Origin of the sequence: Agromyces sp. NPDC127015 (assembly GCF_042725165.1) — a bacterium.
Classification (GTDB): Bacteria; Actinomycetota; Actinomycetes; order Actinomycetales; family Microbacteriaceae; genus Agromyces; species Agromyces chromiiresistens.
The window spans coordinates 287984-306768 of the sequence record NZ_JBHXDI010000004.1; the positions used below are offsets into that span (position 1 = coordinate 287984).

Here is an 18785-nt window from a genome sequence, read left to right on the forward strand (position 1 = left end):
CCCCGACCAGCACGCGCGCTGCGGGCGACCACCGGCGCCCGATCCGGCGCGGTGAGGTGGGACTCAGCCGTCGAGCTGCGCCTCGAGCCGCTCGAGCTTGCCGTCGATCTCACCCGTGAACCCCGGCCGGATGTCGGCCTTCAGCACGAGTGACACCCGCGACCCGTACGCCCCGACGGCCTCGGTGGCACGACGGACGACGTCGAAGACCTCGTCCCACTCCCCCTCGATCTCCGTGAACATCGACGTCGTGCGGTTCGGGAGCCCCGACTCGCGCACGATCTTCACGGCCGCCGCGACGGCGTCGTGCACCGACCCGTCTGCACGGCCCGTGCCGCTCGGCGCGACGGAGAATGCGACCAGCATGTTCGACCATCCCTCCGGCGGCACGGCCCGGCGCTCACGCGATCGTCGGCGCCCCGTCCCGCCGGGAACCAGCCTGCCACACGGCTCGCAGCGCCCAGACGAGCACGGCCACGAGCAGAACGACCTTCGCGGTGAGCAGGAAGACGAACGCGGGGTTCGCGATGAGGAGCCAGCCGTACCAGTACGGGTAGATGATCTGGGTGAACAGCGCGATCGCGGCCGCGAGCACGGCCGGCACGACGAAGCGCGACGGGCGCAGCACGAGGCCGAGCACGACGGGCGCGGCGAGCCACGTCACGAACTGCGGCGAGCCGACCTTGTTCGCGAGCATGAGCACGACCACGAACGCGAGCGAGAGCGGCGCGAGCAGGCGCCCGAGGTACGCGCCGCGACGCGCCGCGCGGATGCCGAACGCGACGACGACGAGCACCCCGACGATCATCAGCGGGGTCGTGAGCGCGGCCGCGGTCCCGGCTCCCGGGCCGGCGATCTGGAACGTCAGGATGTCACGGTCGTAGACGATCGTGACGTCCTTGGCACCGGCGACGATCCGCCACAGCCAGAACACCGCGGCGGGTGCCTCGATCTGGAGTCCGCGGCCGGCCTGCTCGGCGATGAAGCCGACGGCGTTCATGCCGGAACCGGCGAGCAGGCTCACCCCGAGGATGCCGATGCTGAGCACGACGGCGACCGTGACGACCTCGAGCCGCCGGCGCACGGCGATGACGAGCGCGGCGACGAGCGCGGCCGGCCAGACCTTCACCCAGGCGCCGATCGTGAGCAGGGTCGCCGCGACGCGCGGCCGGCCGGCGGCCCACAGCAGGCCGGTGATCGCGAACGGCACCGTCACCGCGTCGATGCGCCCGAGCGCGATGGGGCCGAGCAGCGCGATGAACGCGAGCCACCACCATGCCGCGAGCCGGCGCCGGCGCGAGAGCGCGGCGCGCCCGATCAGGATCGAGAACGCGATCGCGTCGAGCAGCACGACGATCGCGAGCCAGGTCTGCGCGACGTACGCCTCGCCGAATGCGAGCGCCGCGGACATCGGCGCGAAGGCGAGGATCGGGTAGACCCACGGGGCGTCGATGCCCATGCGCAGCCAGCCGTGCGCCGCGTTCTCCGCCCAGATCCGGTAGACGCCGGTGACGTCGCCCATCGGCAGGCCCGGCGCCTCGAGGTTCAGCCACACGACGAGGCCGTGCGCGAGGACGAAGCCCACCCACAGGGCCCCGCGCCCGCCGAGCCACCGCCGGAACGCGACGCCCGTCGCCCCGCGTTCGTCCCCCGTCACGCGGAAGATCCTAGCCGAGCGTCACATTCCGCCACGCGCAGGCGTAGTGTCGGCGACATCCGCGATGCTGGATGCCACGACCACCCCGGAGGCCCCCATGACCCGACGCACCTCGTCCCGGCGCCCGTTCGCACGCTCGATCGCAGCTCTGGTCGGCGCCGGCGCTGCTGCGTTCGTCCTCGCCGCCTGCGCGTCGACGGGCGCCGGCGACGACGGCACCGCCGACGACGGGCACGTCACCCCCGGCAAGCTGACGGTCGGCACCGGCGAACCGGCCTACTTCCCCTGGGTGCTCGACGACGCCCCCGAGAGCGGCAAGGGCTTCGAAGCTGCGGTCGCCTACGCCGTCGCCGACGAGCTCGGCTATGCCCGCGACGACGTCGTCTGGGTGCGCACGACCTTCGACCAGGCCATCGCGCCCGGCCCGAAGGACTTCGATCTCAACCTGCAGCAGTTCTCGATCACCGACGAGCGGGCCGAGAGCGTCGACTTCTCGTCGCCGTACTACGAGACGACCCAGGTCGTCATCACGGTCGAGGGCTCGCCCGCGTCGGGCGCGTCGTCGATCGCCGACCTCAAGCCGCTGCTCATCGGCGCGCAGACCGGCACCACGAGCTTCGACGCGATCGAGCAGGTCATCCAGCCGGCCGCCGGCGCGATGGTGTTCAACACCAACGACGACGCGAAGCTGGCGCTGCAGAGCGGCACCGTCGACGCGATCGTGGTCGACCTTCCCACCGCGTTCTACCTCACGGGGGCCGAGCTCGACGGCGGTGAGATCATCGGACAGCTGCCCGAGACCTCCGAGGGCGGCGACGAGTTCGGCATCGTGCTCGCGAAGGACTCCCCGCTCACCGCCGACGTGACGGCCGCGGTCGACGCGCTCCGCGCCGACGGCACGCTCGACGACCTCGCGGCCGAGTGGCTCGGCGGCGACGACACGGCACCGGTCCTCGAGTGAGCACGGCAGCGTGACGCGCCGCCCGGCGCGCACGGGCCGATAGCGTTGCTGTCGTGATCACCACCCCCTCCTCCGGCGACGGCGCGACCGGCGCGCCCTCCGGTACCGCCGCGGCATGGCAGCCGAGCGCGCTCGAGCTCGAGCGACGCGGGTACCGGCGCCGCCAGACGCGTCGTTCGGTGCTCATCAGCGCGCTCTCGACCGTCGTGTTCGCGGTGCTGATCGCCTGGGCGCTCATCGGCTCGCCCGGCTGGGCCGCCGTGCAGCACGCCTTCTTCGACCCCGAGGTCGCCCTCGCCTCGCTGCCGCGCATCCTCCAGGGGCTGTGGCTCAACATCCAGGTGCTCGTCGCGGCATCGATCGGCGTCATCGTCTTCGCACTGCTGCTCGCGAGCCTGCGCACCCTCCGCGGGCCGGTGTTCTTCCCGCTCCGGGCGCTCGCAGCCGGATACACCGACCTGTTCCGCGGGGTGCCGCTCATCATCGTGCTCTACCTCGTGGGCTTCGGCGTGCCGGGGCTCGACTTCTTCCCGCGCGTGCCGGTCGCGGTCTGGGGCACGATCGCGCTGATCCTCACCTACTCGGCGTACGTCTCGGAGGTGTTCCGGGCGGGCATCGAGGCCGTGCACCCCTCGCAGCGCCTCGCCGCCCGCGCCCTCGGACTCAGCCACGGCCAGACCATGCGCCGGGTCGTGCTGCCCCAGGCCCTGCGCAAGGTGACCCCGGCGCTCATGAACGACTTCGTCGCCATGCAGAAGGACGTGGGGCTCATCTCCGTGCTCGGCGCCGTCGATGCCGTTCGCGCGGCGCAGATCGAGCAGGCGCACTACTTCAACTACACGCCGTACGTCGTGGCCGGCCTGCTCTTCGTGCTGCTCGCGTGGCCGATGATCCGGCTCACCGACTGGGTGACCGCCCGCATGCGCTCCCGCGAGCAGATCGGCAGCATCGTATGAGCGGCGGCGACCCCACGATCGTCGCCACCGACGCGACCGGCACCGTGCTGAGCCTCCGCGGCGTCCGCCGCGCCTTCGGCGAGAAGGTGGTGCTCGACGGCATCGACCTCGACGTCGCCGCGCACGAGGTCGTCGCCCTCGTGGGCGCGAGCGGCTCGGGCAAGTCGACGCTGCTCCGCACGGTCAACCTCCTCGAACCCATCGACGACGGCGTGATCCGGCTCCGCGGCGACGACGTGAGCGATCCGCGGGTCGACGCCGACGCCGTGCGGGCCCGCATCGGCGTCGTGTTCCAGCACTACAACCTGTTCCCGCACCTCAGCGTGCTCGACAACGTCGCGCTCGCCTCGCGACTGGTGCACCGGATGCCTCGCCGCGACGCCGAACGGCGCGCGCTCGAGCTGCTCGCCTCCATCGGCCTCGCCGAGCACGCCCGCGCGTTCCCCGACCGGCTCTCGGGCGGCCAGCAGCAGCGCGCCGCGATCGTGCGCGCGATCGCGACCGGACCCGAGCTGCTGCTCCTCGACGAGATCACGAGCGCGCTCGACCCCGAGCTCGTCGGCGAGGTCCTCGCGCTCGTGCGCTCGCTCGCCGAGGGCGGCACGACGATCGTGATGGCGACGCACGAGATGGCCTTCGCCCGCGAGGTGGCCGATCGCGTCGTGTTCCTCGACGGCGGTCGCATCATCGAGGCCGCGCCGCCCGCCGAGTTCTTCGGAGCGCCGCGCGAGTCCCGTACGCGCGAGTTCCTCGCGCGCTACCTCACCAGCTGACCGGGCTCACCCGAGCCGTGCCTCCCCGCGCGGGGGCCCAAGCGGTTCGCCGCCCCGATTCAGCTCGCGATCAGCTCGCCCACGACGGTCGGGACGACCGCGGCGATGTCGAGCGCGGCGACCGGGCCCCCCGCGACGGCCTCGCTCGCACGTCGCGCCGCTTCGCCGTGGATCCAGGCCGCGGTCGCCGCGAGGTTCGTGATGACGCCCGCGTCGACGGCGAGCTCGGCGTGGTGCGTCGCAACGAGGGCGCCGAGCACCCCGCCGAGCACGTCGCCGGTCCCCGCGGAGGCGAGCCAGTGCGTCGGCGCCGTCACCGCGATGCGGGAACCCGCCGGGTCGGCGATGCGCGTGACCGCGCCCTTCAGCAGCACGGCGACCCCGAGTTCGTGCGCGGCGCGTTCGGCCCACCCGCCCGGGTCGGCGCGCACCGCCTCGACCGTCGTGTCGACCTCGCGCGAGGTGAGCAGGGTCGCGAGTTCACGCGCGTGGGGCGTGATGACCGTGGGTGCCGTGTGCGTCCCGACGAGGTCGAGCGCACCCGCGTCGAGCACGACGGGCAACCGCGACGCCAGCGCGTGCTGCAGGTCGCCCTGCAGCACGAACGAACGCCGCCCCGGATCGATGCCCGAGCCGATCAGCCACGCCTGCACGCGGCCGGCGACCGTCACGGTCTCGGGCCTGCGCAGCAGCACCGCGGCACGCACGCCCCTCGGCCCGGTGTAGCGCACCATGCCGACGCCGGCCCGAGTGGCCGCCTCGACACCGAGGACCGCGGCCCCCGGGTAGTCGCTCGATCCCGTGATCACGCCGAGCACCCCGCGGGAGTACTTGTCGTCGTCGATGCCGGGTGCCCGCACCCAGCGGGCCGCGTCGGCGGCCGTCCAGTCCTGCCACTCGGTGCCCATGCTCCAACGATAGGTTGGAGGGTGATGTCTCCGACAGCCCTCGCCCCGATCAGCCTGTCCCCTCGAGTCGTCGTGTTCGACTACGGCGAGGTCATCTCGCGCGAGCCGAGCGGAGCCGACCGTGCGGCCCTCCTGGCCCGGGCGGGCGTCGAACCGGGTTCGGGCACCGCGACCGGCGCGTTCTGGTCGGCGTACTGGGCGCACCGCGACGGCCTCGACCGCGGCACGACCTCGATCGCCGACTACTGGCGGGCCGTCGCCCTCGACCTCGGTGTCGAGTGGAGCGAGATCGACGTGCACGAGCTGTGGGCGATCGACCACCGCGGGTGGCTCTCGGTCGACCCGGGAACGCTCGCGGTCGTGCACGCCCTCGCTGCCGGCGGCACCCGGCTCGCCCTGCTGTCGAACGCGGGCGCCGACTACGCGGGATGGCTTCGCCACGGCTCGTTCGCGCCGCTGTTCGAGCGCGTGTTCGTGAGCGGCGAGCTGCGCCTCGTGAAACCCGACGCCGAGATCTACGAGCACGTCATCGACGAGCTCGGCATCCAGGCATCCGACCTGCTCTTCGTCGACAACAAGTCGGAGAACGTCGAGGGCGCCCGAGCTGTGGGCGGCGACGGCCACGTCTTCACGGATGCCTCGGGGCTCGAGCGCTGGCTCCGGAGCCTCGCGTGAGCGAGGGCGACCTGCCCGCGCTCTTCCGGCCCATCACGATCCGCGGGCTCGAGATCCGCAACCGGGTGTGGGTGCCGCCGCTCTGCCAGTACTCGGTCACGGGCCGCGACGGCGCGCCCGGCGACTGGCATCTCGTGCACCTCGGCGCGATGGCGGCCGGCGGCGCCGGGCTCGTCATGGCCGAGGCCACGGCGGTGAGTCCCGAGGGACGGATCTCCGATCACGACACGGGCATCTGGGGCGACGAGCACGTCGAGGCGTGGGCGCGCATCACCCGGTTCATCCGGTCGCAGGGCGCGGCTGCGGGTCTGCAGCTCGCGCACGCGGGCCGCAAGGCCTCGGTCTGGCCCGAGCCCATGCGCCGCCGGGGCTCGCAGCCGCTCGACGAGGGCGGCTGGACGACGGTGTCGGCATCGGCGATCGCCTTCGACGGGCTGCGCGAGCCGGTCGCCCTCGACGCGGCCGGCATCGCGGGCGTCGTCGACGACTTCCGTCGAGCCGCCGCGCGCGCCGTTCGCGCGGGCTTCGACCTCGTCGAGGTGCACGCCGCCCACGGCTACCTCGTGCACCAGTTCCTCTCGCCCCTGTCGAACGGGCGCACCGACGAGTGGGGCGGAACCCTCGAGAACCGCGCCCGGCTGTTGCTCGAGGTCGTGCGCGCGGTCCGCGCCGAGATCGGCGAGGCGATGCCGCTCTTCGTGCGATTCTCGGCAACCGACTGGACCCCGGGCGGCTGGGACGAGGCGCAGACCGCGCAGGTCGCCCGCTGGGCCGAGGAGGCCGGCGCCGACTTCTTCGACGTCTCGACCGGCGGCCTCGTCGCCTCGGCCGACATCCCCGTCGGCCCCGGGTACCAGGCCCGGTTCGCCGAGTACGTCGGCGAACGATCGGATGCCCCGGTGTCGGCCGTCGGCCGCATCACGAACGCCGCGCAGGCCGAGGCGCTCGTGGCGGAGGGCCGCGCCGACGCGGTGATGCTCGGCAAGGCCATGATGCGCGACCCGCATTTCGCGATGCGGGCCGCGCACGAACTCGGTGCGGGCACCTCGATGTGGCCGAGCCAGTACCTGCGGGCTCGGCCCGAGCTCAACGACGGCGAATGGTGACGGGCGCCATCACGCGCCGCGCGTCATCGCCTCCCGCAGTCGCGCCGCCGCCTCGCTCCGCTCCGGCGACATCTCGCCGAGGGCGAAGATGTTCCCCTCGCTGTCGCTGAACCAGGCGGCACGCTCGCCGTCGAGGTCGGCGACGCCGTCGACGGTCGTGAGCCCGGGAAGGTCGTAGTCGTGGAAGACGACCCCCAGCGTCCGCAGCGCCGTCATGTCGCGGTCGAGATCGTCGGTGAACAGGTTGAACGCGGTGTTCTGCGCGGTACCGGCGTAGTCGGTGCGGTAGACCATCACCACGACGCCGCCGATCTCGTAGAAGAGCGACTCGTCGTCCTCCATCAGCGGGTCGCGGCCCAGCACGTCGTGCCACCATTGCCGCGAACGGGCGATGTCCGCGGCGGGCAGCACCGCAGACGCCATGATCTTCTCGAACATGATCTTTCCTCGGGTTCCTCGGGCCGAGCCAAGTCTACGCCTCCGATCGCGATCGAGGAGGGGACGGTGCGACGTGTCGAGACGCCCGCGCCCCTATCCGCGCCGAGTCGCGTCCTGCACCTCGCCGACGAGCTCCTCGATGATGTCCTCGAGGAAGATCACGCCGCTGGTCGCGCCGTCCTCCTCGAAGGTGCGGGCGACGTGCGTGCCGAGGCGCCGCATCGTGGCGAGTGCGTCCTCGAGGTCGGTGCCGTCGAAGATCGACACGAGCCGGCGCACCCGCTTGGCCGGGATCGGATCGTCGAACTCGTCGTCGTCGAGGTCGATCACGTCTTTCAGGTGCACGTAGCCGTCGGGCTCGCCGTCGGCATCGAGGATCGGATACCGCGAGAACCCGCGGCGGGCGACCGCCCGCTCGACGTCGCCGGGCGTCGCCCCCGGCGGGAGGCTCACGAGTGCCGACACCGGCACCGCGACGTCCTTCACGCGCTTCGCGGTGAACTCGAACGCCGCAGTGAGCGTGCCGCTCGCATCGTCGAGCACGCCCTCGCGGCGCGACTGGTCGACGATCGTCTGCACCTCCTCGAGCGTGAACGTCGAGTTGGCCTCGTTCTTCGGCTGGACGCCGAACAGCCGCAGCACCCCGTTCGCCGTCGCGTTGAGCGCGACGATGATCGGCTTGAAGATGCGCGCCAGGAACACGAGCGGCGGCGCGAGCAGGAGCACCGCCTTGTCGGGCACCGAGAAGGAGAGGTTCTTCGGCACCATCTCGCCGAACACGACGTGCAGGTACGAGACGAGCACGAGCGTCACCACGAACGCGACCGTCGCCACGACCTCCTCCGACCACCCGGTGAGGTGCAGCGGCACCTCGAGCAGGTGGTGGATCGCGGGCTCCGAGACGTTCAGGATGAGCAGCGAGCAGACCGTGATGCCGAGCTGGCTCATCGCGAGCATGAGCGTCGCGTGCTCCATGGCCCAGAGCGCCGTCTTGGCGCTGCGTCGCCCCCCGTCGGCGAGCGGCTCGATCTGCGAGCGGCGCGCCGAGATGACGGCGAACTCCGCGCCGACGAAGAAGGCGTTCGCGATGAGGAGCACCACGAGCCAGACGATTCCGATCCAGTCGCTCATCGACCCGCCTCCTCGTCGTCGCCGGGCTCGGCGGGCACGGGCTTCGGCACGAACCGCAACCGGTCGATGCGCCGGCCGTCGAGCCGTTGCACGACGAGCGTGCCCTCGTCGATCGTCACCTCGTCGCCGACGACGGGCAGCCGCCCGAGCGCCGACATCACGAATCCGGCGACGGTCTCGTAGTCGCCGTTCTCGGGCACGTGGATGCCGGTGCGTTCCTCGAGCTCGTCGGGACGCAGGATGCCCGGGAAGCTCACGACGTCGCCGCGGCGCACGATGCCCGCGCGTGTGCGGTCGTGCTCGTCGGCCACCTCGCCGACGAGCTCCTCCACGAGGTCCTCGAGTGTCGCGACGCCCGCGGTCCCGCCGTACTCGTCGACCACGACCGCCATCTGGAATCCGCGTCCGCGGAGCTCGCCGAGCAGCGCGTCGAGCTTGATCGTCTCGGGCACCCGCAGCGCGTCGGACTGGAGGGCCGAGGCCGGCACGTCGCTCCGCCGCTCGCGCGGCACCGCGACGGCCTGCTTGACGTGCACCACGCCGACGATGTCGTCGAGATTCTCGTCGTAGACGGGGAAGCGCGAGAACCCGGTCTGCCGGGCCAGCTCGAGCACGGCCTCGGCGGGCTCGAGGCGCTGCACGGCGGCGACCCTGGGCCTCGGCGTCATGACGTCGGATGCGTCGTGGTCGGCGAACCTCAACGTGCGACCGAGCAGCGTGGCGGTGTCCGCTTCGAGCAGCCCGGCGCTTGCGGAGCGCCGGACGAGCGACGACAGCTCCTCGGCCGAGCGCGCCCCCGAGAGCTCCTCCTTCGGCTCGATGCCGATCGCCCGGAGGAGCGCGTTCGCGCTGCCGTTGAGCAGGACCACGGCCGGCCGGAACACCCAGGTGAACGCCGCCTGGAACGGGATCACCAGCTTCGCAGTGGCGAGCGGGAGGGCGAGCGCGAAGTTCTTCGGGACGAGCTCGCCGAGCACCATCGACAGCAGCGTCGCGACCACGACCGCGGTGGTCGCCCCGACCGGCCGGACGAGTGCCTCGGGCAGCCCGGCCGCCGTGAGCGGACCTGCGAGCAGCGACGAGATCGCAGGCTCCATCGTGTAGCCGGTGAGCAGCGTCGTGAGGGTGATGCCGAGCTGTGCGCTCGACAGGTGGGTCGAGGTGATCTTCAGCGCGGCGATCGTCATGCCGAGCCGGCTCTCGCCGCGCTCGCGGCGAGCCTCGAGGTCGGCGCGATCGAGATTGACGAGTGCGAACTCGCTCGCAACGAACAAGCCCGTGCCGATCGTGAGGAGGAATCCGATGCCGAGGAGTATCCACTCAGACAACGCGACCTCCCCGAACGGTCACGGGCGAGGGTCTATGGCCGGGCGTAGTCGCAGAGGGAGGATCGTCCATTGTCGATCCAGTATATCGGCGACGACGCGGGTATCCCGGGCGAACCGCACCGAAGCGCGGCGCAGCGGCCTACCAGCTGACCGGCAGCGCCTTGCCCTCCTCGTAGCCGGCCGCCGACTGGATGCCGACGAGCGCGCGCTCGCGGAACTCGTCGAGCGTGCGGGCGCCGGCGTAGGTGAACGAGCTGCGCACGCCCGAGGTGATCATGTCGAGCAGGTCCTCGAGCGACGGGCGCAGGGGATCGAGGTAGATCGACGACGACGAGATCCCCTCGGCGAAGAGCTCCTTGCGGGCGAGGTCGTACGCGGAGAGCCGGTCGAACCGCTCGCGCACCGCCTTCGTCGACGCCATGCCCCAGCTCTCCTTGAACAGGCGACCCGACGTGTCGCGCCGGAGCGTGCCGGGCGCCTCGATCGTGCCGGCGAACCACGAGCCGATCATGACCGACGAGGCGCCCGCGGCGAGCGCGAGCGCCACGTCGCGCGGATAGCGCACGCCGCCGTCGGCCCAGACCCGCGCGCCGAGCTCGCGGGCCGCCTCGGCCGTCTCGAGCACCGCCGAGAACTGCGGGCGGCCGACGGCCGTCATCATGCGCGTCGTGCACATCGCGCCCGGTCCGACACCGACCTTCAGCACGTCGGCGCCCGCCTCGACGAGGTCGGCGACCGCGCCCTCGGTGACGATGTTGCCCGCGACGATCGGCAGCCCCAGGTCGAGATCGCGCACGATCGACACCGCGCGCACCATGCCCTCCTGGTGCCCGTGCGCGGTGTCGACGACGAGCATGTCGACCCCGGCCGCGGCGAGCGCCGTCGCCTTCGCCGCGACGTCGCCGTTGATGCCGACCGCGGCGGCGACCCGGAGCCGACCGTCGGCATCGACGTTCGGCGAGTAGATCGTTCCGCGCAGGGCGCTGCGCCGGCTCAGCGTGCCGACCACCCGGCCGTGCTGCAGCACGGGGGCGAACTCGAGGTCGGCATCGACCATGAGATCGAACGCGCGACGCGGGGTGTCGACGTCCTCGGCGTCGAGCGACGGGATGCCGCCGTGCACGAGGTCGCCGAGCCGGGCGTCGGGAAGGGCGGTCGCGAGACGCGTGGCCACGAGGCATCCCGCATAATCGCCCCTCTCGTCGTGCAGCACGATGCCGTGGCCGTCGACGGGCGGAATCGCCTCGAGCGCCTCCGCGACCGTCGTGCCCGGCGCGAACGAGTGCGGCGTGTCGAACGCCGGCGACTGCGCCTTCACCCATCGGATCGACTCCGCCAGGTCTTGCAGGTGGAGGTCCTGCGGGAGGACCCCGATGCCGCCGCGGCGGGCGAGCGTCGCGGCGAGGCGGGGCCCAGTGATGGAGTTCATGTTGGCCGACACGATCGGCACCGACGCACCGGAACCGTCGTCGGGTGCGAGCGAGACGTCGAGCCGGCTCGTGACCCCCGAGCGGCTCGGAACGAGGAACACGTCGGAGTAGGTGAGGTCGTGCGTCGGCGCGGTTCGGTAGAACTCCATGCCCCCAGCGTAGGCGGCGCGCGACGACGTGCGCCGGGCGCCGCGCGCGGGGTTTAGGCTTGTGTGGGTGATCGGCCACGTTCGCGTGCGCGGCCGGGTCGATCTCCGCAAACCAGCATCAACGGAGAGAGTGGGCGAGAGGCTGTGTCGAGCCAATTGACCGGGGCGGGAGCCGACGAGACGGCGTCGGGCGAATACGGGGCCAATGAGTGGCTCGTCGACGAGATGTACGAGAAGTACCTCGCCGACCCCGAATCGGTCGACAAGACCTGGTGGCCGGTGCTCGAGCAGTACCACCGCGTGCAGACCGACGGCGGTGCCGCGTCGAACGGCGTCGGAGCCGAAGCGCCCGCGCCGGCCGGACCGGCCGCTTCCGCGCAGCCGGATGCGCCGACCCAGACGGGCGCCGAGCCGGCGGCCCCCGCCGCCGATGCCCCTGCGCAGCCCGCGCCGGCGACCGCGCCGATCCCCGTGATCGGCCAGACCCCCGCGGCACGGACCACCTCTGTCGCGCCGCGCACCCAGCCGGTTCCGGCCGACGTGCCCGTCACGAGCCCGCAGCCGGTCGTCGCCGAGGCCCCCGAGGAAGACCAGGTCGTCACCCTCAAGGGCATGCCGAAGGCCCTCGCCGCGAACATGGACGCGTCGCTCACCGTGCCGACCGCGACGAGCGTGCGCACCGTGCCGGCGAAGCTCATGATCGACAACCGCATCGTGATCAACAACCACCTGCGGCGCACCCGCGGCGGCAAGATCAGCTTCACCCACCTCATCGGCTGGGCGCTCATCCAGGCGCTCAAGGACTTCCCGAGCCAGAACGTCTACTACTCCGAGGTCGACGGCAAGCCGAGCCTCGTGAAGCCCGCGCACATCGGCCTCGGCATCGCGATCGACATCCCGAAGCCCGACGGCACCCGTGCGCTCCTCGTGCCCGCGATCAAGCGCGCCGAGACGATGACGTTCAACGAGTACCTGACCGCCTACGAAGACCTCGTCTCGCGGGCCCGCCAGAACAAGCTCAAGGCCGACGACTTCTCGGGCGCCACGATCTCGCTCACGAACCCCGGCGGCATCGGCACCGTGCACTCGGTGCCCCGCCTCATGAAGGGCCAGGGCTGCATCATCGGTGCGGGCGCCCTCGAGTACCCGGCCGAATTCCAGGGCGCGAGCGAGAAGACGCTCGCCAACCTCGCGATCGGCAAGACCATCACCCTCACGTCGACCTACGACCACCGGGTCATCCAGGGCGCCGGCTCGGGCGAGTTCCTGAAGAAGGTCCACGAGCTGCTGATCGGCCAGCGCGACTTCTACGAGGGCATCTTCGCCGCGCTCCGCCTCCCCTACGAGCCCATCCGATGGGCGCCCGACATCGCCGTCGACGTCGCGAGCGCGATCGACAAGACCGCCCGCGTGCAGGAGCTCATCAACTCGTTCCGCGTCCGCGGTCACATGATGGCCGACACCGACCCGCTCGAGTACGTGCAGCGCTCGCACCCCGACCTCGACATCGCGACCCACGGGCTCACCTTCTGGGACCTCGACCGCGAGTTCGTCACCGGCGGCTTCGGCGCCAAGCGCAAGGCGCTGCTGCGCGACATCCTCGGCGTCCTGCGCGACTCGTACTGCCGCACCATCGGCATCGAGTACATGCACATCCAGGACCCGGTGCAGCGCCAGTGGATCCAGAACGAGGTCGAGCGCCCGTACGAGAAGCCGACGCACGACGAGCAGATGCGCATCCTGCGCAAGCTCAACGAGGCCGAGGCGTTCGAGACCTTCCTGCAGACGAAGTACGTCGGCCAGAAGCGATTCAGCCTCGAGGGCGGCGAGTCCGTCATCGCCCTCCTCGACGAGATCCTCCAGGGTGCCGCGAAAGAGGGCCTCGACGAGGTCGCCATCGGCATGGCCCACCGCGGGCGGCTCAACGTGCTCACCAACATCGCCGGCAAGACGTACGGCCAGGTGTTCCGCGAGTTCGAGGGCACGGCGTCGGCGCACGGCTCCGGCGACGTGAAGTACCACCTCGGCACCGAGGGCACCTTCACCGCCGACGACGGACACCAGGTGCCCGTCTCGCTCGCGGCGAACCCCTCGCACCTCGAGGCCGTCGACGGCGTGCTCGAGGGCATCGTGCGCGCGAAGCAGGACCGCAAGCCGATCGGCACCTTCTCGACCCTGCCGATCCTCGTGCACGGCGACGCAGCCATGGCCGGCCAGGGCGTCGTCGTCGAGACGATGCAGATGTCGCAGCTGCGCGGCTACCGCACCGGCGGCACCATCCACGTCAACATCAACAACCAGGTCGGCTTCACGACGGTGCCGGGCGACGCCCGCTCGTCGATCTACTCGACCGACGTCGCCAAGACCATCCAGGCGCCCATCTTCCACGTGAACGGCGACGATCCCGAGGCCGTCGTGCGGGTGGCCGAGCTCGCGTTCCGATACCGCCAGGAGTTCAAGCGCGATGTCGTCATCGACCTCGTCTGCTACCGCCGCCGCGGCCACAACGAGGGCGACGACCCCTCGATGACGCAGCCGCTCATGTACAACCTGATCGAGGCCAAGCGCAGCGTCCGCAAGCTCTACACCGAGGCGCTCGTCGGTCGCGGCGACATCACCGAGGCCGAGTACGAAGAGGCGCACCGCGACTTCCAGGACCGCATGGAGCGCGCCTTCGCCGAGACGCACGCGGTGCAGACGGGCGCGATCGACGTGGTCGGCGCGACCGCACAGGTGCACCCGCCCGAGCCCGCCACCGGCGAGCTCGAGACCACCGGCGTCTCGCTCGAGGTCGTGCACGCCATCGGCGACGCCTTCAACAACAAGCCCGCCGGGTTCACGGTGCATCCGAAGATCCAGCAGCTGCTGCAGAAGCGCCACGACATGAGCCGCAACGGCAACATCGACTGGGGCTTCGGCGAGCTGCTCGCGCTCGGATCGCTGCTCGTCGAGGGCACGCCGGTGCGCTTCGCCGGCCAGGACGCCCGCCGCGGCACGTTCGTGCAGCGCCATGCGGTGCTCCACGACCGCGTGAACGGCCAGGAGTGGCTGCCGCTGCAGAACCTCGCCGAGAACCAGGCCCGCTTCTGGATCTACGACTCGCTCCTCAGCGAGTACGCGGCCATGGGCTTCGAGTACGGCTACTCGGTCGAGCGGGCCGACGCGCTCGTCCTGTGGGAGGCGCAGTTCGGCGACTTCGCGAACGGCGCGCAGACCATCATCGACGAGTTCATCTCCTCGGCCGAGCAGAAGTGGGGCCAGCGCTCGAGCGTCGTGCTGCTGCTCCCCCACGGCTACGAGGGCCAGGGCCCCGACCACTCGAGCGCCCGCATCGAGCGCTACCTGCAGCTCTGCGCCGAGAACAACATGACGGTCGCGCGCCCCTCGACGCCCGCATCGTACTTCCACCTGCTGCGCCGGCAGGCGTACGCCCGTCCGCGGAAGCCCCTCGTGGTCTTCACGCCCAAGGCGATGCTGCGCCTGCGCGGTGCGACGAGCCCGGTCGACGACTTCACGCAGGGCAAGTTCGAGCCGGTGATCGACGATGCGCGCATCACCGATCGCTCGAAGGTCAAGCGCGTCGTCTTCGTCTCGGGCAAGATCTACTACGACCTGATCGCCGAGCTCGACAAGCAGCAGAACACCGAGGTCGCCGTCGTCCGCGTCGAGCAGCTCTACCCGCTGCCGGCCGTCGAGCTGAAGGCCGTCGTCGACGCCTACCCCGACGCCGAGCTCATGTGGGCGCAGGACGAGCCCGAGAACCAGGGCGCCTGGCCGTACTTCATCATCGAGACGAACAAGCTCGGGCCGCGCCCCGTCGAGGTCGTCGCCCGACAGCCCGCGGCGTCGCCCGCGACCGGGTCGGCCAAGCGCCACGCGGCCGAGCAGGCCGAGCTGGTGCGCCGGGCCACCACGCTCTAGCCGATCGGCCGGTACGACGAAGCGGGATGCCTCCACGGCATCCCGCTTCGTCGTATTCGCGTCGGATCGAGGTCAGAGCTCGCCGCGCGCGAGGCGACTCGGCCACCAGATCGCGCGACCGAGGTCGTAGGCGAGCGCCGGCACGAGCAGCGTGCGCACGAGGAACGTGTCGAGCAGCACGCCGAACGCGACGATGAACGAGATCTGCACGAGGAACAGGATCGGCAGTACCCCGAGCGCCGCGAAGGTCGCGGCGAGCACGAGCCCGGCCGAGGTGATCACGCCGCCCGTGAGCCGCAGCCCGCGGATGATGCCGGGCCGCGTGCCGAACCGCAGCGACTCCTCGCGCACGCGCGTCATCAGGAAGATGTTGTAGTCCACCCCGAGCGCGACGAGGAACACGAATCCGAAGAGCGGCACCGACGGGTCTGCGCCAGGGAAATGGAAGACGTGCTCGAACACGAGCGCCGAGGCGCCGAGCGCGGCGGCGAACGACAGCACGACGCTGCCGATGAGGATGAGCGGCGCCACGATCGAGCGCAGCAGCAGCATGAGGATCACGAGGATCGCCGCGAGCACGAGCGGGATGACGAGCGTGCGATCGGCGATCGCCGCGTCGTTCGTGTCGAGCGCGACCGCCGTCTGGCCGCCGACGAGCGCGTCGGTGCCGACCTCGTCGAGCGCGTCGCGCAACGAGGCGACGGTCGCCTCGGCCTCGAGCGAGTCCGAGGCGTCCGACAGGGTGGCCTGCACGAGGACGCGGCCGTCCACGACGGTGGGCGCCGGCGCGGGGGTTCCAGGCGGGCCGAACGCCTGCACGCCGTCCCCGGTGACGGGTGCCGAGCCCGACGGCGAATCGGCGGAGACCACCGACACCGAGTCGACGCCGGGGGTCGCGAGCGCCACGTCGGCCATCGCCTGCAGCTCGTCCTCCGGTCCGATGATGACCGCCGGGGTGCCAGACCCGGCCGGGAAGTGCTCACCGATCGTCGCCTGCCCGTCGCGCGCCTGCGATTCACCGAGCACGAACTCGCTCGACGGCACGCCGTCGGCGTCGAGCTGGGCGAGGCCGAGCGACATGCCGGCGAGCGCGAGCACGGACACGATCCAGACGGTGCGCGGCCGGCGGGAGACGAGGCGGCCGACACCGGCCCACAGGCCGCGGTCGGGCAGGTCGCGCTCGTCGGGGGCGGATGCATCGTGCACGACGCCCGCCGCGTGCTTCGCGTGCGCGAGGTCGGCGTCGGGATCGCCCGCGTGCGCGACCCTGCGCGGCCAGAACGCCGCACGGCCGGCCCAGAGGAGGAGAGCCGGCAGCAGGGTGAGGGCCGACAGCAGCGCGAACACGATGCCGATCGCGGCGATGGGGCCGAGCGCCTTGTTCGAGTTCAGCTCGCTCACGAGCAGGATGAGCAGGCCGACGATGACCGTGCCGCCGCTCGCCACGATCGGCTCCCACGATCCGCGCAGCGCCGCCCACGTGGCATCCCACTTGCGCTCGTACCGGGCGAGCGTCTCGCGATACCGCGCGATGTACAGCAGCGCATAGTCGGTCGCGGCGCCGATCACGAGGATGAAGAGGATGCCCTGCGTCTGCCCCGAGAGCACGATGACGTCGGCCTTCGCGAGCGAGACGACCGTGAGCACGGCCGCGCAAAGGGCCGACATGCTCGTGAACAGCACGATGAGCGGCAGGAGCGGCGAGCGGTAGACCACGATGAGGATGACGAAGACGGCGGCGAGCGCGACCGCGAGCAGCAGGCCGTCGATGCCGCTGAAGGCGCCCGCGATGTCGGCGCTGAAGCCGGCCGGCCCGGCGACGGCGACCGTCGCCCCCTCGATCGGCACGTCGTCGACGGCGGCGCGGAGCTCGCCGACGACGTCCGACGCGCGCTCGGCCCCCTCGCCCGACTCGATCGGCACGACGATCTCGACCGCCTCGCCGTCGTCTGAGGCGATCGCGGGCGATACCTCGTCATCGATGACGCCCGGCACGTCGGCGAACGCCGAGCGCAGGTCGTCGACGGCGGCGAGCTGCGCGTCGTCGAGGTCGGTGCCGTCGTCGGTCGCGACGACCACGATCGCCGGGATCGTCTCGGTGTCGCGGAACGCCTCCTGCAGGGCGTCGACCTCGGTCGCCTCGGCGGAGGACGGCAGGAACTGGCTCTGGTCGTTGACCGACAGCTTGCTCAGCGAGCCGAACGACGAGCCGCCGGCGCCGAACGCGGCGAACCAGACGAGGATGAGGACGACGGGGATGAGGACGCGCAGCCACGTGGGCACGCGACGACGGGCACGAGTTTCGATCACACCCCGACGCTACGGGCGACGAGACCCGTCGCACATCGAACGAACGGTTGAACCCGCGCTACTCGGCGACGGTCACCGTGTGGGTCGACTGGTACAACCGGATCTTCGTCAGCACCTGCACCCGCAACTCGTCGGGCGCGCTCTCGCGGCACGCGCGCTGCACGACCTCGGTGATCGCGACGCCCACGCGCAGCTCCGCCTGGCAGTCGACGCAGTTCTCGACGTGCTCGCGGATGTCGACCGCGTCGGCGGCCTGCAGCTCGTTGTGCAGGAACTCCTCGAGCTCGGCCCGGGCCTTCTCGCAACCGCAGTCGGTCATTTCGTGCTCCTCGCAGGTTTCGGCGCCTTCTCGGCCGCGGCGAATCCCTGTTCGCGGGCGTAGTCGGCGAGGGACTCGCGCAGCAGCCGCCGGCCACGGTGCAGGCGGCTCATCACGGTCCCGATGGGGGTGTTCATCATGTCGGCGATCTCCTGGTACGAGAATCCCTCGACGTCGGCGAAGTAGACGGCCAGCCGGAAGTCCTCGGGCAGGGCCTGCAGCGCGTCCTTCACGGCGCTGTCGGGCAGGTGGTCGATCGCCTCGGCCTCGGCCGAGCGGCTCGACCGCGCGGTCGTCGACTCGGCGCCGCCGAGCTGCCAGTCCTCAAGCTCGTCGATGGTGCCCTGGTAGGGCTCGCGCTGCTTCTTGCGGTAGCTGTTGATGAAGGTGTTGGTGAGGATGCGGTAGAGCCACGCCTTCAGGTTCGTGCCCTGCTTGAACTGCGCGAACGCCGCGTAGGCCTTGACGAAGGTCTCCTGCACCAGGTCCTGCGCGTCGGCCGGGTTCTTCGTCATGCGCAACGCAGCAGCGTAGAGCTGGTCGAGGAACGGCAGCGCCTGCTCTTCGAAGAGTTCGCCGAGCGGTCGGGCCTCTTCGGGGGCTTCCGAACCGCTGGGCGCCTGGTCGATCTCGTCGGCAGTCATCACGAGCAATCCTAGATCGTCGGCGACCGCCCTCGTCGGGCGCTCGAGCACGGCAAGCGACACGCGCACCATCTCCTTC

Annotated in this window: 16 protein-coding genes; 6 read left to right on the forward strand and 10 right to left on the reverse strand. The window is 71.4% G+C overall.

Going from position 1 to position 18785, the window contains the following annotated elements; translation table 11 throughout:
- Nucleotides 1–63 precede the first annotated feature (63 nt).
- A complete protein-coding gene (locus ACFWGP_RS13555) occupies nucleotides 64–366 on the reverse strand; it encodes a thiamine-binding protein (protein ID WP_231431522.1) in 303 nt (100 codons plus the stop codon).
- 34 nt (nucleotides 367–400) lie between these two features.
- Entirely contained in the window at nucleotides 401–1657 is a 1257-nt protein-coding gene (locus ACFWGP_RS13560) for a hypothetical protein (RefSeq protein WP_376931133.1), read from the reverse strand.
- A gap of 97 nt (nucleotides 1658–1754) precedes the next feature.
- On the opposite strand from ACFWGP_RS13560, the gene ACFWGP_RS13565 reads away from it, so the two are divergent.
- From ACFWGP_RS13565 to ACFWGP_RS13575, 3 genes are read left to right on the forward strand one after another with little or no spacing between them, the layout of a single operon-like run.
- Nucleotides 1755–2618: an ABC transporter substrate-binding protein gene (locus ACFWGP_RS13565; RefSeq protein ID WP_376931134.1), complete on the forward strand. Its 864-nt coding sequence runs from the start codon at nucleotides 1755–1757 to the stop codon at nucleotides 2616–2618.
- A 53-nt stretch (nucleotides 2619–2671) separates the two neighbouring features.
- A complete protein-coding gene (locus ACFWGP_RS13570) occupies nucleotides 2672–3574 on the forward strand; it encodes an amino acid ABC transporter permease (RefSeq protein ID WP_376931135.1) in 903 nt (300 codons plus the stop codon).
- Nucleotides 3571–4347, forward strand: a complete 777-nt coding sequence (locus ACFWGP_RS13575) for an amino acid ABC transporter ATP-binding protein (protein WP_376931136.1) — start codon at nucleotides 3571–3573, stop codon at nucleotides 4345–4347. Before ACFWGP_RS13570 ends, ACFWGP_RS13575 begins: the two co-directional genes overlap by 4 nt.
- A 59-nt stretch (nucleotides 4348–4406) precedes the next feature.
- Here ACFWGP_RS13575 and ACFWGP_RS13580 read toward each other — a convergent pair whose 3' ends face one another.
- Nucleotides 4407–5255, reverse strand: coding sequence for an ADP/ATP-dependent (S)-NAD(P)H-hydrate dehydratase (locus ACFWGP_RS13580; protein ID WP_231431526.1), 849 nt, complete (start codon nucleotides 5253–5255; stop codon nucleotides 4407–4409).
- Between the two features lie 24 nt (nucleotides 5256–5279).
- On the opposite strand from ACFWGP_RS13580, the gene ACFWGP_RS13585 reads away from it, so the two are divergent.
- Entirely contained in the window at nucleotides 5280–5930 is a 651-nt protein-coding gene (locus tag ACFWGP_RS13585) for an HAD family phosphatase (protein WP_275506626.1), read from the forward strand.
- A gap of 11 nt (nucleotides 5931–5941) precedes the next feature.
- A complete protein-coding gene (locus tag ACFWGP_RS13590) occupies nucleotides 5942–7036 on the forward strand; it encodes an NADH:flavin oxidoreductase/NADH oxidase (RefSeq protein WP_231432366.1) in 1095 nt (364 codons plus the stop codon).
- A 9-nt stretch (nucleotides 7037–7045) separates the two neighbouring features.
- Here the strand turns inward: ACFWGP_RS13590 and ACFWGP_RS13595 are convergent, their stop codons facing one another.
- The 4 genes from ACFWGP_RS13595 to ACFWGP_RS13610 all read right to left on the reverse strand — a co-directional run bounded on the left by ACFWGP_RS13595 (nucleotide 7046) and on the right by ACFWGP_RS13610 (nucleotide 11512).
- The gene (locus ACFWGP_RS13595) at nucleotides 7046–7474 is read right to left on the reverse strand and encodes a VOC family protein (RefSeq protein WP_231431528.1); all 429 of its coding nucleotides are present in this window, start codon (nucleotides 7472–7474) and stop codon (nucleotides 7046–7048) included.
- Nucleotides 7475–7567: 93 nt separating this feature from the next.
- On the reverse strand, nucleotides 7568–8605 hold the full coding sequence (locus ACFWGP_RS13600; protein WP_231431529.1) for a hemolysin family protein: 1038 nt from the start codon (nucleotides 8603–8605) through the stop codon (nucleotides 7568–7570).
- Nucleotides 8602–9933 (reverse strand): hemolysin family protein, encoded by a 1332-nt coding sequence (locus ACFWGP_RS13605; protein WP_231431530.1) that lies wholly within the window; start codon nucleotides 9931–9933, stop codon nucleotides 8602–8604. The genes ACFWGP_RS13600 and ACFWGP_RS13605 overlap by 4 nt, the downstream gene beginning before the upstream one ends.
- 139 nt (nucleotides 9934–10072) lie before the next feature.
- Complete coding sequence (locus tag ACFWGP_RS13610) at nucleotides 10073–11512, reverse strand: GuaB1 family IMP dehydrogenase-related protein (RefSeq protein ID WP_376931137.1); 1440 nt, start codon at nucleotides 11510–11512, stop codon at nucleotides 10073–10075.
- A gap of 144 nt (nucleotides 11513–11656) precedes the next feature.
- On the opposite strand from ACFWGP_RS13610, the gene ACFWGP_RS13615 reads away from it, so the two are divergent.
- Nucleotides 11657–15433, forward strand: coding sequence for a multifunctional oxoglutarate decarboxylase/oxoglutarate dehydrogenase thiamine pyrophosphate-binding subunit/dihydrolipoyllysine-residue succinyltransferase subunit (locus tag ACFWGP_RS13615; RefSeq protein ID WP_231431532.1), 3777 nt, complete (start codon nucleotides 11657–11659; stop codon nucleotides 15431–15433).
- A 72-nt stretch (nucleotides 15434–15505) separates the two neighbouring features.
- On the opposite strand, the gene ACFWGP_RS13620 is transcribed toward ACFWGP_RS13615, so the two are convergent.
- Genes ACFWGP_RS13620 through ACFWGP_RS13630 form a run of 3 tightly spaced genes read right to left on the reverse strand, consistent with a single transcriptional unit; the run spans nucleotide 15506 to nucleotide 18778 of the window.
- Entirely contained in the window at nucleotides 15506–17743 is a 2238-nt protein-coding gene (locus ACFWGP_RS13620) for an MMPL family transporter (RefSeq protein WP_376931138.1), read from the reverse strand.
- 58 nt (nucleotides 17744–17801) lie between these two features.
- The gene (locus tag ACFWGP_RS13625) at nucleotides 17802–18062 is read right to left on the reverse strand and encodes a zf-HC2 domain-containing protein (protein WP_231431534.1); all 261 of its coding nucleotides are present in this window, start codon (nucleotides 18060–18062) and stop codon (nucleotides 17802–17804) included.
- A complete protein-coding gene (locus ACFWGP_RS13630; RefSeq protein ID WP_374201136.1) occupies nucleotides 18059–18778 on the reverse strand; it encodes a sigma-70 family RNA polymerase sigma factor in 720 nt (239 codons plus the stop codon). Before ACFWGP_RS13630 ends, ACFWGP_RS13625 begins: the two co-directional genes overlap by 4 nt.
- Nucleotides 18779–18785: the final 7 nt, after the last annotated feature.

Bases quoted from the DNA above. Each gene is read 5' to 3' on its own strand.
- ACFWGP_RS13555 (WP_231431522.1), bottom strand. From the start codon at position 366: ATGCTGGTCGCATTCTCCGTCGCGCCGAGCGGCACGGGCCGTGCAGAC.
- ACFWGP_RS13565 (WP_376931134.1), top strand. From the start codon at position 1,755: ATGACCCGACGCACCTCGTCCCGGCGCCCGTTCGCACGCTCGATCGCA.
- ACFWGP_RS13575 (WP_376931136.1), top strand. From the start codon at position 3,571: ATGAGCGGCGGCGACCCCACGATCGTCGCCACCGACGCGACCGGCACC.
- ACFWGP_RS13580 (WP_231431526.1), bottom strand. From the start codon at position 5,255: ATGGGCACCGAGTGGCAGGACTGGACGGCCGCCGACGCGGCCCGCTGG.
- ACFWGP_RS13585 (WP_275506626.1), top strand. From the start codon at position 5,280: ATGTCTCCGACAGCCCTCGCCCCGATCAGCCTGTCCCCTCGAGTCGTC.
- ACFWGP_RS13595 (WP_231431528.1), bottom strand. From the start codon at position 7,474: ATGTTCGAGAAGATCATGGCGTCTGCGGTGCTGCCCGCCGCGGACATC.
- ACFWGP_RS13600 (WP_231431529.1), bottom strand. From the start codon at position 8,605: ATGAGCGACTGGATCGGAATCGTCTGGCTCGTGGTGCTCCTCATCGCG.
- ACFWGP_RS13610 (WP_376931137.1), bottom strand. From the start codon at position 11,512: ATGGAGTTCTACCGAACCGCGCCGACGCACGACCTCACCTACTCCGAC.
- ACFWGP_RS13625 (WP_231431534.1), bottom strand. From the start codon at position 18,062: ATGACCGACTGCGGTTGCGAGAAGGCCCGGGCCGAGCTCGAGGAGTTC.
- ACFWGP_RS13630 (WP_374201136.1), bottom strand. From the start codon at position 18,778: ATGGTGCGCGTGTCGCTTGCCGTGCTCGAGCGCCCGACGAGGGCGGTC.